Below are 12,182 nucleotides of genomic sequence, written 5' to 3'. Positions count from 1 at the left end.
CATGCACCAATTTCTGAGGAGAGACCGTGATCGAAGATACCTTGCTCGAAGCCGGGGACAAGATGGACAAGGCAGTCGAGGTAGCCAAGGAAGACTTCGCCTCGATCCGAACCGGACGGGCAAACCCCGGCCTGTACAACAAGGTTCTGGTGGACTACTACGGCTCACCCACCCCGCTGCAGCAGCTGGCCTCCTTCGCGATCCCCGACGCGCGGACCATCCTGATCACGCCGTTCGACAAGACGGCCCTGCGTGACATCGAGCGGGCCCTCAGCGACTCCGAAGTAGGCGCCAACCCGTCCAACGACGGCAACGTCATCCGGATCACCATCCCGGAGCTGACCAAGGAACGCCGCAAGGAATACGTCAAGATCGTCAAGGCGAAGGGCGAGGACGCCAAGGTGTCCATCCGGAACATCCGCCGCAAGGCCAAGGAAACCCTGGACAAGCTGGTCAAGGACGGCGAAGCGGGCGAGGACGAGGGCGCGCGCGGCGAGAAGGAACTCGACGCCCTCACGAAAGCACACGTTGACGGCATCGACGATCTGCTCAAGCGCAAGGAAGCCGAGCTGCTCGAGGTCTGATGGATCAGGCACAGCAGGCGCCCGGACCCAGGGTCCGGGCCCGGGGGAAGCAGCGCTCCAACCCAACGCCCAAGGCGGGAAGGAATCTTCCAGCCGCCACCGCGGTGGGTCTCGCGATGCTTTTCGCCGTTCTGGGGGGCCTCCTGTTCCTGCCGCTCGGCTTTGTCCTGGTCACCACCACGTTTGCGGTGTTCGGCGTCTGGGAGATTTTCCGGGCGCTTGAGGTCAGCGGCACCCGCCTGCCCATCGTGCCGGTGATGGTGGGCACGGTGGGGATGCCGCTCGCCGCGTACTTCGGCGGACTGGAGAGCCTGCTGTTCGCGCTCGTGGCAAGCAGCGTGGCCGTGCTGCTGTGGCGGACCATTGAGAGCGCCGCCGGATCCGCCCGCAGCATCTTTGCCGGCGTTTTCACCCTGGCGTGGGTGCCGTTCTTCATCAGCTTCGCGATCCTGCCGCTGCACGGGACGGGAAGCGTGGCACCCGTAGGCCTCTGGCCGGGCGGAGTGATTCCGGCCGGTGCTTGGCAGATCGCCACCATGCTCCTGCTGGTTGTTTCCAATGACACGTTTGGCTACCTGGTGGGGGCGTCCTTCGGGAAGCATCCCATGGCGCCCAAGATCAGCCCCAAGAAATCCTGGGAAGGGTTCGCCGGCTCCATCGCCGGCGCCACTGCCGTCGGCGTCCTGGCCTGCCTCTTCCTGCTGGACAAGCCCTGGTGGGTGGGCGTGGTGCTCGCCGTAGGCATGGTGGCCGCGTCGACCATCGGCGATCTTGCCGAGTCCATGGTCAAAAGGGAACTCGGCATCAAGGACATGAGCAGCATCCTGCCCGGACACGGCGGAGTGATGGACCGGCTCGACTCAATCGTCTTCGCCTCCCCGGCGGCGTTTATCCTGTTCACAGCCGTTTCCGGAGCCTGAGGCGTCCTGCCCGGCAACAACTCGGCGCCTTAGACTGGTGCGGAGCAAAACAGCTGATCAGCACTGAAGGAAAGCAAAATGACAGTGGACATTCAACGGCAGATCCCTGCGTCATTTGACCGCGTGCAGCGGAACGAATACGGCTACAACGCCAAGCAGGTGGACCAGTTCCTCCAGCGCGCACGGATTTCGTTCGAGAACCCGGGAGCAGCCGCCCAGGTTATCAAGAGCGCCGACGTCCGGGCTGTATGCTTCGATCCCGTCAAGGGCGGCTACGCCGCGGCGGGGGTCGACGCCGCCCTGGACCGCCTGGAAGACGCCTTCGCCCGGCGCGAACGTGATGAGCTCATCGCAGCCCGCGGCGAGGACGCCTGGCTCCGTGAAATCGGCAAGCTGTCCGGCCTCCTGCGGGGCCGGCTGCACCGCCACGACGGCGAACGGTTCCGCCGGCCGGCAGGCGGCCGCGGCCGGAGCTACAACACGGTGGACGTGGACAACCTGTGCCACGACCTCATCGGCTACCTCGAGCATGACCAGCCGCTCAGCGTCGACAACGTCCGCCGCGCGGTCTTCCGCCAGGCCAAGGGCAAGGACGGCTACGAGGAAACCCAGGTGGACGCCTTCCTGGACCGCGTCGTCGAGCTCATGGCGGCCATCGACTGACGTTCCGGGCTTTCGTGGGGGCCGGCCTTCAGCGGTATCCCTAGCGTTCCGTGGTGCCCAGGCGTTCGGTGGCCAGCGGGCGTTCCGGCGTGTGCAGCCTGGTCATGACCTTCGTCAGGTTCCGCGGCACCCGCGCCTTGGTGGCACGGGAGACGAGGACCATCACGGCGAAGGCCGACGGAACTGTCCAGGCGGCCGGCTGTGCCAGCCACTGCGGCATCGCGGCACCGGACAGGGCCGGACCGGACAGGGCGCCGGCAACCAGGGCTCCGCCGCACAGCACCCCGCCGGTCACCATTCCGGCGATGGCTCCGGCATCCGTCAGGCCGCGCCACCAGATCCCCAGCAACAGGGCGGGGCAGATCGTGGAGGCAGTGAACGCGAACACGAGGCCCACGCTGCCGGCCAACGCCAGGGAGTCGGTCATGAAAGAGAAGCCCAGCGGCACGGTTGCCGAAATCAGGGCGGCCAGCCGGAAACCGCGGACGCTCCCGCCCAGCACGTCCTGGCTGATGACGCCGGCGAGTGATACCACCAGCCCGGACGTGGTGGACAGGAACGCGGCGAACGCCCCCGCCACCACGAGCGCGGAGAGCATGTCCCCGGCCGGTCCGCCGATCAACCGGCCCGGCAGCAGCAGGACCAGCGCATCGGACCTGCCGCCCTGCGCCAGACCCGGCGCGAACATCCGCCCCACCAGTCCGTAGGCGGTGGGAAAGAGGTAGAAAACAGAGAGCAGCCCCAGGACGATCAGCGTGGTGCGGCGCGCCGAATGCCCGTCCGGGTTGGTGTAGAACCGCACCAGGACGTGGGGCAGCCCCAGCGTCCCAAAGAGCAGGGCCACCAGCAGCGAGATGTTCTGGTATGGGCCGGTGGGTGCGAGCCCGGTGGGGTTGGCATTGGCTTCGGCCACCGACGGCGTCCCGTTGCCCGCCAGGACGAGGGCGATGAATACGATGGGCACGGCCAAGGCTGTCAGCTTGAGCCAGTACTGGAACGCCTGCACAAAAGTGATGGAGCGCATCCCGCCGGCCACCACCGTCAGGCACACGACGATGACCACCGCCACGGATCCCACCCAGGACGGAAGCCCGGTGGTGATGCGGATCGTCAGGGCCGCGCCGTGGAGCTGCGGCACAATGTAGAGCCAGCCCACCACCACTACCACCAGGCTGGTGACGCGGCGGACAGCCCGGGAGTCGAGCCGCACTTCGGTGAAATCCGGGATCGTGTAGGCGCCGGAGCGCCGGAGCGGTGCGGCAACGAAGAGCAGCAGCATCAGGTATCCCGCCGTGTAGCCGATGGGAAACCAGAGTGCATCCGTGCCGGACAGCAGCACCAGTCCCGCCACACCCAGGAAGCTGGCGGCGGACAGGTACTCCCCGCCGATCGCGGACGCGTTCCACCACGGCCGGACGGTCCGCGAGGCCACGTAGAAGTCCCCTGTCGTGCGTGAGATCCGCAAGCCGTAGAACCCGATGACGGCGGTGGCCACGGAAACGGCCACCAGCGCCACTATGCCCACCACAGGGTTCACCGCCGCCTCACCTGTCCTCGGCCAGGTCGCGGTACCGGGCTTCGTTCCTTGCGGCCGTGCGGATGTACAGCCAGGCACTGAGCCCGATGACCGGGTAGATCCCGGCGCCGAGGAGAAGCCAGCCGAAGGGGATGCCCGCGATCTTCGCCTCGGCCAGGCCCGGAACCAGTCCCAGCATGAGCGGAAACGCCAGCAGGATCAGCAGGAAACCCGCGGCCACAACGAGCGCCAGGCGCAGCTGGGAGCGGATCAGGGACCGGACGAACACCTGGCCCACGTCGGACTCCTCGGCGGCTACCCGGGAATCCATCACGGGCTTGGCGGCGGACCGCGGGGCCGTCACTTTGACGCGGGTCATGCCTGCGGCCGGATCCGCGTGGCTTCGAGCTTCTCCCGCACGGACGGCAGGTGGCGGCGGCTGATGGGCAGTTCCGCCCCGGCCACGGTAACGGTCGGCCGGGCGGCGGCGAGCTTCATGTGGCTGACGTGGTTGAGGGCAATGAGGTAGGACCGGTGTGTACGAAGGAACCCGGCCTCGGCCCACTGCTGCTCCAGGTCGGCCAGCGGTACGCGGATGAGGTAGCTGGCATCCGCCGTGTGCAGCCGGGCATAGTCGCCTTGTGCCTGGACGTACGTGACGTCGTCGCGCCGGATCATGCGGGTGGTGCCGCCGAGGTCCACCGTGATCATTTCCGGTGTTGCGGCGCCGTCCTTCATGAGTTCGCTGATGCGGCCCACCGACCTGGCCAGGCGCTCTGCGCGGACGGGCTTCAGCAGGTAGTCGACGGCGGCAAGTTCGAACGCTTCCAGGGCGCAGTCCTCGTCCGCGGTAACGAACACGACCGCCGGGGGATTGCTGCTGCGCGAAATGGCGCGGGCAATGTCCAGGCCTGACAGGGCGGGCATGTGGATGTCCAAAAACACCGCATCCACCGTCTCGGCGTCGAGCACCCGCAGGGCCTCGGCGCCGGAGGACGCCCGGTGGATCGCCCCGATCCGGTCGTCCCGGCCCAGCAGGAACGCCAGTTCCTCGACGGCGGGCAGCTCGTCGTCTGCGACGAGGACGTTAATCATGGTTCTAGATTATCCCGGCGTTACGGCTGGCGATGCCTGTGGCGCTCAGGCGTCGTGGCCGGGCTGCGACTTGGGAACGCGCATGGTGATCAGTGTTCCCTCCCCGGGTGCCGTTTCGATGACCAGTCCGTTGTCTTCGCCGTAGACCTGGCGGAGCCGGGCATCGACGTTCCGCAGCCCCACATGGTCGCCGTCGCTGTGGCCGGCCAGCATGGACCGCAGCTGTTCCGGATCCATCCCCACGCCGTCGTCCTCAATGGTTACCTCCGCGAAGGCGCCGGAATCGTTCGCCGCAATGGTGATATGGCCCGGACCTTCCTTGGCCTCCAGGCCGTGCCGGACGGCATTTTCGACGAGGGGCTGCAGGCTAAGGAACGGGATTACCGTGCTCAGCACCTCGGGGGCGATCCGCAGGCTCACCTGTACGCGGTCGCCGAAGCGCGCCCGTTCCAGCAGCAGGTAGCGGTCGATGCAGCGGAGCTCTTCGGCGAGGGTGGTGAAGTCCCCGTGGCGGCGGAACGAGTAGCGGGTGAAGTCGGCAAATTCCACCACCAGTTCACGGGCCCGCACGGGGTCGGTGTTGATGAAGGACGCGATGGCGTTGAGGGAGTTGTAGATGAAGTGCGGGCTGATCTGGGCGCGGAGGGCGCGGACCTCGGCCTCCATCAAGAGGGTCCGCGAGGCGTCGAGTTCGGCGAGTTCAACCTGCGCCGCCACCCAGTCGGCCACTTCGCTGGTGGCCCTGACCAGCCCGGCGCCCGCGGACGGCGCAAAGGCCGCCACCACGCCCACCACCCGCGCACCCGCCTTGATGGGGGCGATGACCACTGCGCGTTCGACGTCGGGCGTGATCGGACCGGAGGCGGTGTCCCCGGCGAGCATCTGCAGTTCGCCGGCCGGGATGACCGCCGTGTGGCCGCCGTCGAGCACTTTCGCGGCGAGTCCCATCAGGGACGGTTTCAGTTCCTCGGCCGCGCCGTCCCAGGCGAGCACGCCCGACGTGTCGGTGATGGCCAGGGCATCGCAGCCCAGGATGGTGCGGAGCTGCCTGCTGGCTTTGGCAGCGCCCGCGGGGTTCAGCCCGGTGCGCAGGTGCTGGCCCGCCCGTGACGCCGCGTGCAGGGTCTTGTAGGTGGCCCGTTCCGCGTCCGTCCCCAGCTCCCGGAAGGACCGCAGGACTTTGAGGCCCACGAAGACGACGACGGCGATCGCCATCGCGATCACGGCAACGGCCGCAGCTGTGAACAAGGGGGAGTCCGGCATGGTGCCAGCGTAGCCTGCCCGGCGTAGCCGCGGGACGCCGTTTGGCGCAGCAGCGGGACCGCTGAGCGACGGCCCGGCGGGCTTCTATGGAATGTAAGCCGCATCACGGGGCACAGTGATTGGAGTCACATTGGCTGGACTGTCTGTGGGGGACAGGGGCAGCAGGTGTGGACGGCAAGTCTCAATGAGGAGGAATGATGGGTAACGATGCCCCAACTCCGGACGCAGCGGCGTCCGTGGACTTCAAGCAAGTCCAGTCGACCAAGCAGTTCCAGGAACTGCGCAAGCGTCACCGCAGCTTTGTCTTTCCGATGGCCATTGCGTTCCTGCTCTGGTATTTCGCATACGTCCTCCTGGCCGACTACGCCGTCGGCTTTATGTCCACTAAAGTCTGGGGCAACATCAACATCGGGCTGATCATGGGCCTGCTGCAGTTTGTCTCCACGTTCGCGATCACCGGCTGGTACGTGAGCTACTCCAACCGGCGGCTCGATCCCATCGCGGCCGAAATCCGGCACGAAATTGAAGGCCACGAGTTCGATAAAGAAGGCAACAAAATCAGTGGGGTAACCAAATGACGCTTATGATTCCCGCAGCCGTGGACGTAGCGGACCTCAAGGAAACCACCCTGCTGAACATGGGCATCTTCGGCCTGTTCGTGGCGGTCACCATGATCATCGTGATCAAGGCCAGCCGCAACAACAAGACGGCGGCCGATTACTACGCTGCCGGACGGTCGTTCACCGGTCCGCAGAACGGCACCGCCATCGCCGGAGACTACCTCTCCGCCGCCTCGTTCCTGGGGATCACCGGCGCCATCGCCATCAACGGCTATGACGGCTTCATGTACTCCATCGGCTTCCTGGTCGCCTGGCTCGTCGCCTTGCTGCTCGTCGCCGAGCTCCTCCGCAACACCGGCAAGTTCACCATGGCCGATGTGCTCTCCTTCCGGCTGAAGCAGCGCCCGGTCCGTATCGCGGCAGCCATCTCCACCCTCGCAGTCTGCTTCTTCTACCTCCTGGCGCAGATGGCAGGAGCCGGCAGCCTGATCTCCCTGCTCCTGGGCATCAGCGACTGGACCGGACAGGCGCTGGTGATCATCGTCGTCGGTGCCCTGATGATCATGTACGTACTGATCGGCGGCATGAAGGGCACCACCTGGGTCCAGATCATCAAGGCCATGCTCCTGATTGCCGGCGCTGCCGTGATGACCTTCTGGGTGCTGGCCATCTACGGCTTCAACCTCTCCGACCTCCTCGGCGGGGCAGTGGAAGCTTCGGGCAACCCGAACGTCCTCAACCCCGGCCTGCAGTACGGCAAGACCGAGACGTCCAAGCTTGACTTCATGTCCCTGGGCCTGGCCCTTGTGCTCGGCACCGCGGCCTTGCCCCACGTCCTGATGCGCTTCTACACGGTTCCCACGGCCAAGGAAGCCCGCAGGTCCGTGGTCTGGTCCATCTGGCTGATCGGCCTGTTCTACCTGTTCACCCTGGTGCTGGGCTACGGTGCTGCGGCACTGGTTGGCGCCGAAACCATCAAGGGTGCTCCGGGCGGCGTCAACTCGGCTGCACCGCTGCTGGCGTTCCACCTCGGCGGACCGCTGCTGCTCGGCTTCATCTCCGCGGTCGCCTTTGCCACCATCCTGGCCGTGGTCGCCGGCCTCACCATCACCGCTGCCGCATCGTTTGCCCACGACATCTACGCCAGCGTTATCGCCAAGGGCAAGGCCGACGCCGACACCGAGGTTAAGGTGGCGCGGCGAACCGTAGTGGTCATCGGCCTCCTGGCCATTGCCGGCGGTATCTTCGCCAACGGCCAGAACGTGGCGTTCCTTGTGGCGCTCGCCTTCGCGGTAGCGGCTTCGGCCAACCTGCCCACCATCGTGTACTCGCTGTTCTGGCGTAAGTTCACCACCCAGGGCGCAATCTGGAGCATGTACGGCGGGCTGGGCTCGGCGATCATCCTGATTGCCCTGTCGCCGGTGGTCTCGGGCGCCAAGACGTCCATGATCCCGGGCGCCAACTTCGCGATCTTCCCGCTCAGCAACCCCGGCATCGTCTCCATCCCGCTCGCGTTCTTCCTGGGCTGGCTCGGTTCGGTGCTGGACAAGAAGCTGGAAGACACCACCAAGCAGGCCGAAATGGAGGTCCGTTCCCTGACCGGCGTTGGTGCCGAGAAGGCGGTGGACCACTGACCACTGTCCTGCCAGGACATAGCTGAACACCACAGGAGCTCCCGTCAATGACGGGAGCTCCTGTGGTGTCTCTGCAGGGGGCGACTTGGCTGTGTGGCCTTAGGCCTTCGGCCGGAGTTTGATGGTGATCATCTTCATGTCCTTGTTGCCGTCGAAGCGGTACGCGAGGTCCACTTCCTTGCCTGTGCAGTTGATGACCCCGGCGACGTCGGCAGCGTTGTTGCCGTTTTCGCTGCTGACCTTGAAATCGTTGTACGTCGGCTTGCAGGACCCGTCCAGTTCAAGGCTCTGCACACCGGCGGCGAATTCCTCCTTGGAGAGCTTGTCCTGGAGGGCCGGGTCGAGGAAGTCGTTATAAGCGGTATCGGTGTCGCCGGCGATCACGAGCTGCGTGAAATCCTGCGCCAGGCCTTTGGCTTTGCTGGTTGCGCCGCCCACAAGGTTGACCAGCAAGGCCACTCCCACGATGGCGAGGAGCAGAACACCGCCCACAATGCCCAGAATGATCCACATTTTCTTGCGGCTCTTTGCAGGCGGCTGCTGGCCGGGGACGCCGTAGGGCCCGGGATCGTTGTATTCCGGAGTGCCGTACGGCGGGCTTCCGTACTGCGGGTGGCCGGGCTGCGGGGTCCCGGGCTGGGCAGCCGCCTCCTGCGGCTGCCCCTCGCGAGGCTCTCCGGTCCGGGGATCTTCGGGCCTGGGCTCTTCGGGTTGGGGCTGTCCGTGCCGGGGTAGCCCGTACCGGGGTTCGCCGTAATGCGGGATCGGCGGCTGTCCCGGAACTCCGTGCCCGCCCTGGGCCCCGTGCTCGGGGGACCCGTAGTGCGGTGCGGGTGGCGGCTGTGGCCCCGAAGGCGGCGTGGGTTCTGAAGGATCGTAGGGCGGGACGGGAGGAGGCTGCCGGCGCCGGCGCCGCTCGCCAGCATCCGGTTCGCCAGGCTGCTGCGGTTCCTGAGGATTGCTCAAGCTCAAGCCTTTCCGGCAGCCGGCCTGGCCCCTGCCTGATTGCACGGGCCGTTCCCGGCCGCGGTTCGTTCAACTCGACCCAGCCTATAACCCCCGGCCCCATCAGCCGGAAGTGGACACTTCACCCTTCGGCGGGGCCCCGCTCCAGCAGCGGCTGGAGCCGGAAGGGGATGAGCTCTCCCATGGCGAGCGCCGTGTCGGTCCGGTCCACCCCGTCACAGGCCAGGATCTTGCCGTTGATCCGGAAAAGGTCTTCGGCGTCCAGCGCCACCACCCGGAGCAGGAGATCAGCCGAGCCGGTCAGGCCGTAGCCTTCCAGGATTTCCGGGATGCCTGCCAGGTCCACCGCCAGCTGTCCCAGCTTCTGCTGCTGCACGTGGACGGAGATAAACGCCATCAGCGGGTATCCCAGGGCCGCCGGATTGATCCGGCGTTCGAAGGACAGGAAGACATGTTTCTTTTCCAGCTGGGCCATCCGGGCCTGCACGGTGTTGCGCGAGAGCCCGAGCTTCTGCGCCAGGGCCACCACCGTTCGTTTCGGATCCTTCGCGAGGGCTGATAGGAGCCGGGTGTCAGTGCCATCCAAAGCTTGCATAATGCGCAAGATTAGCACGGGCACTGGGGCTCTTGTAGGGCATTCTGCTCAGTTTTTCAGGCGGTGGTTGTACCCAATGAGCATTGTGAGTATCGTCACAATTATCCGGGGCAACGGCGCCCGGGCGGCTGGCGTGCACGGGGATCACGAGTTCCTTGAGCGCCGGTGACACGACGTATGAAGGTTGCGTGCAACTGTGTTTACAGACGAGTTGGGCCAGGGCGGCAACGCCGCGGGCGGCCCGGACAACAGTGCAGGACATCACCACGGGACGGGCGCGAGCCTGGTCCAGCTGATCACTCCCGGGGGTGAGCGTGTCAGCCATCCGCAGTACGACGCCTGGGTCCGGGATGTCACTGATGAGCAGCTGGCTTCCCTTTATGAGGACATGGTGGTCATCCGCCGGATCGATACCGAGGCCACCGCCCTGCAGCGCCAGGGGGAGCTCGGCCTCTGGCCGCCGATGCTCGGGCAGGAGGCCTCCCAGATAGGTTCCGCGAGGTCGCTCCGCGACGATGACTTCGTGTTTTCCAGCTACCGCGAGAACGGCGTCGCATACTGCCGTGGCGTGGACCTTGCAGACATCCTCAAGGTATGGCGGGGCAATGCCTCGTCGGGCTGGGACCCGTACACGGTCAACATGGCCACTCCGCAGATCATTATCGGGGCCCAGACACTCCACGCGACCGGCTACGCAATGGGCATCCAGAATGACGGCGCCGACTCCGTGGCCATCACGTACTTCGGCGACGGCGCCACCAGCGAGGGCGACGTCAACGAGGCAATGGTCTTCGCCGCCAGCTTCCAGTCCCCGGTGGTCTTCTTCTGCCAGAACAACCACTGGGCCATTTCCGAGCCGGTCCGGCTGCAGTCACACATCAGGATCGCCGACCGTGCGGCAGGATTCGGGATTCCCGGCATCCAGGTGGACGGCAATGACGTCCTGGCGGTGATGGCTGCCACGCGCGAGGCAATCGAACGGGCCCGTCACGGCGGCGGCCCCACGTTCATCGAGGCACTCACTTACCGGATGGGACCGCACACCACTGCCGACGACCCCACACGGTACAGGGATGCCAACGAACTTGAGGACTGGGCGGCCAAGGACCCGATTGCCCGGGTCAGGGGCCTGCTGGACCGCAAGGGCCTGCTGACGGAGCAACTGGAGGCCCAGGTGGCTGCCAAGGCCGACGCCGTGGCCCGGGAAATGCGGGCCGGGTGCATCAATATGCCGGACCCGGAGCCGATGGATATTTTCAAGAACGTCTACAGCACCCCCAACTCCTGGCTGGACCGCCAGGAGGACCACTACTCCCGCTACCTGGCTTCCTTCGGCGATCCCGCAGGAGCCAACTCAGAAGAAGGTGCTCGCTGATGACCCAGATGACCTTTGCCCGGGCAATCAACTCCGGGCTTCGCAAGTCCCTCGAAAACGACCCCAAAGTTATCCTGATGGGCGAGGACATTGGCACCCTCGGCGGTGTTTTCCGCGTGACCGACGGTTTGCAGAAGGACTTCGGCAAGCACCGCGTGGTGGACACCCCGCTCGCCGAGTCCGCCATCATGGGCACGGCCGTCGGCCTTGCCTACCGCGGCTACCGGCCGGTGGTGGAAATCCAGTTCGACGGGTTCATCTATCCCGCCTTCGACCAGATCGTGTCCCAGGTGGCCAAGCTCCACTACCGCACTCAGGGCGCCGTGAAGATGCCCATCACCGTGCGGGTTCCCTTTGGCGGCGGCATCGGTTCACCGGAACACCATTCCGAGTCTCCCGAGGCGTACTTCACCCACACGTCCGGCCTCCGCGTGGTCAGCCCCTCCACTCCGCAGGACGCCCACACCATGATCCAGCAGGCCATCGCCCTCGACGATCCGGTGCTGTACTTCGAACCGAAGCGCCGGTACCACGACAAGGGCGAGGTGGATGAGTCGATCGAGCCCGGCGCCGCACTGTCCATGGAAAAGGCTCGGGTGGTGGCCGAAGGCAAGGACGTCACGCTCGTCGCGTACGGTCCGCTGGTCAAGACCGCCAAGGACGCAGCCCTGGCCGCGGCGGACGAGGGCATTTCCATTGAGGTGATCGACCTTCGCTCGCTGGCCCCCGTGGACTTCGCAACGCTGGAGGCCTCGGTGCGCAAGACGGGACGGCTGGTGATCACACACGAGGCCGGTCAGTCCGGCGGGCTCGGCGCCGAAGTGGCCGCCAGCATCACCGAACGCTGCTTCTACCACCTTGAAGCCGCCCCGGTCCGCGTCACGGGCTTCGACATCCCTTACCCGTATTCGAAACTTGAAATGCACCATCTGCCAGGTCTGGACAGAATCCTTGACGGTGTGGACCGTGCCCTGGGCCGTCCCAACTCCCTCAGCGGGCTGGAAGGATGAG

General features: G+C 66.0%; 13 protein-coding genes. 7 read left to right on the top strand and 6 right to left on the bottom strand.

Annotated features, from left to right (window positions below; genetic code table 11):
- Positions 1 to 26 precede the first annotated feature (26 nt).
- From frr to WMN78_RS04210, 3 genes are all read left to right on the top strand, one after another.
- A complete protein-coding gene (frr, locus tag WMN78_RS04220; protein WP_340532217.1) occupies positions 27 to 584 on the top strand; it encodes a ribosome recycling factor in 558 nt (185 codons plus the stop codon).
- Positions 584 to 1,504, top strand: coding sequence for a phosphatidate cytidylyltransferase (locus WMN78_RS04215; protein ID WP_340532216.1), 921 nt, complete (start codon positions 584 to 586; stop codon positions 1,502 to 1,504). Before frr ends, WMN78_RS04215 begins: the two co-directional genes overlap by 1 nt.
- 78 nt (positions 1,505 to 1,582) lie before the next feature.
- Positions 1,583 to 2,167, top strand: coding sequence for a DivIVA domain-containing protein (locus tag WMN78_RS04210; protein ID WP_340532215.1), 585 nt, complete (start codon positions 1,583 to 1,585; stop codon positions 2,165 to 2,167).
- A 40-nt stretch (positions 2,168 to 2,207) separates the two neighbouring features.
- Here WMN78_RS04210 and WMN78_RS04205 read toward each other — a convergent pair whose 3' ends face one another.
- The 4 genes from WMN78_RS04205 to WMN78_RS04190 are packed head-to-tail and all read right to left on the bottom strand — an operon-like array spanning position 2,208 to position 6,041.
- Positions 2,208 to 3,704: a cation acetate symporter gene (locus tag WMN78_RS04205; protein WP_340532213.1), complete on the bottom strand. Its 1,497-nt coding sequence runs from the start codon at positions 3,702 to 3,704 to the stop codon at positions 2,208 to 2,210.
- A gap of 7 nt (positions 3,705 to 3,711) precedes the next feature.
- Positions 3,712 to 4,062, bottom strand: coding sequence for a DUF485 domain-containing protein (locus WMN78_RS04200; RefSeq protein WP_340532212.1), 351 nt, complete (start codon positions 4,060 to 4,062; stop codon positions 3,712 to 3,714).
- Positions 4,059 to 4,778 (bottom strand): LytTR family DNA-binding domain-containing protein, encoded by a 720-nt coding sequence (locus WMN78_RS04195; protein ID WP_340532211.1) that lies wholly within the window; start codon positions 4,776 to 4,778, stop codon positions 4,059 to 4,061. Before WMN78_RS04195 ends, WMN78_RS04200 begins: the two co-directional genes overlap by 4 nt.
- Before the next feature lie 45 nt (positions 4,779 to 4,823).
- Entirely contained in the window at positions 4,824 to 6,041 is a 1,218-nt protein-coding gene (locus tag WMN78_RS04190) for a sensor histidine kinase (protein ID WP_340532210.1), read from the bottom strand.
- A 197-nt stretch (positions 6,042 to 6,238) separates the two neighbouring features.
- Here WMN78_RS04190 and WMN78_RS04185 point away from each other — a divergent pair, with 197 nt between their 5' ends.
- Both WMN78_RS04185 and WMN78_RS04180 read left to right on the top strand, forming a co-directional pair.
- Positions 6,239 to 6,619 (top strand): DUF485 domain-containing protein, encoded by a 381-nt coding sequence (locus WMN78_RS04185; protein ID WP_340532209.1) that lies wholly within the window; start codon positions 6,239 to 6,241, stop codon positions 6,617 to 6,619.
- On the top strand, positions 6,616 to 8,235 hold the full coding sequence (locus tag WMN78_RS04180) for a cation acetate symporter (protein ID WP_340532208.1): 1,620 nt from the start codon (positions 6,616 to 6,618) through the stop codon (positions 8,233 to 8,235). The genes WMN78_RS04185 and WMN78_RS04180 overlap by 4 nt, the downstream gene beginning before the upstream one ends.
- Before the next feature lie 99 nt (positions 8,236 to 8,334).
- Here the strand turns inward: WMN78_RS04180 and WMN78_RS04175 are convergent, their stop codons facing one another.
- Together WMN78_RS04175 and WMN78_RS04170 are read right to left on the bottom strand one after the other, a co-directional pair.
- Positions 8,335 to 9,201 carry a hypothetical protein gene (locus WMN78_RS04175; protein WP_340532207.1) on the bottom strand — a complete coding sequence of 289 codons (867 nt, stop codon included), beginning with the start codon at positions 9,199 to 9,201 and terminating at the stop codon, positions 8,335 to 8,337.
- 121 nt (positions 9,202 to 9,322) lie between these two features.
- Positions 9,323 to 9,796 carry an Lrp/AsnC family transcriptional regulator gene (locus tag WMN78_RS04170; protein WP_340532206.1) on the bottom strand — a complete coding sequence of 158 codons (474 nt, stop codon included), beginning with the start codon at positions 9,794 to 9,796 and terminating at the stop codon, positions 9,323 to 9,325.
- Positions 9,797 to 9,992: 196 nt separating this feature from the next.
- On the opposite strand from WMN78_RS04170, the gene pdhA reads away from it, so the two are divergent.
- On the top strand, positions 9,993 to 11,171 hold the full coding sequence (gene pdhA / locus WMN78_RS04165) for a pyruvate dehydrogenase (acetyl-transferring) E1 component subunit alpha (RefSeq protein ID WP_340532205.1): 1,179 nt from the start codon (positions 9,993 to 9,995) through the stop codon (positions 11,169 to 11,171).
- Positions 11,171 to 12,181, top strand: coding sequence for an alpha-ketoacid dehydrogenase subunit beta (locus WMN78_RS04160; protein WP_340532204.1), 1,011 nt, complete (start codon positions 11,171 to 11,173; stop codon positions 12,179 to 12,181). Before pdhA ends, WMN78_RS04160 begins: the two co-directional genes overlap by 1 nt.
- The last annotated feature ends 1 nt before the right edge of the window (position 12,182 follow it).

It is taken from the genome of Arthrobacter oryzae, assembly GCF_037911235.1.
GTDB lineage: Bacteria > Actinomycetota > Actinomycetes > Actinomycetales > Micrococcaceae > Arthrobacter > Arthrobacter oryzae_E.
This window is presented reverse-complemented; position numbering and strand designations above follow the sequence as displayed.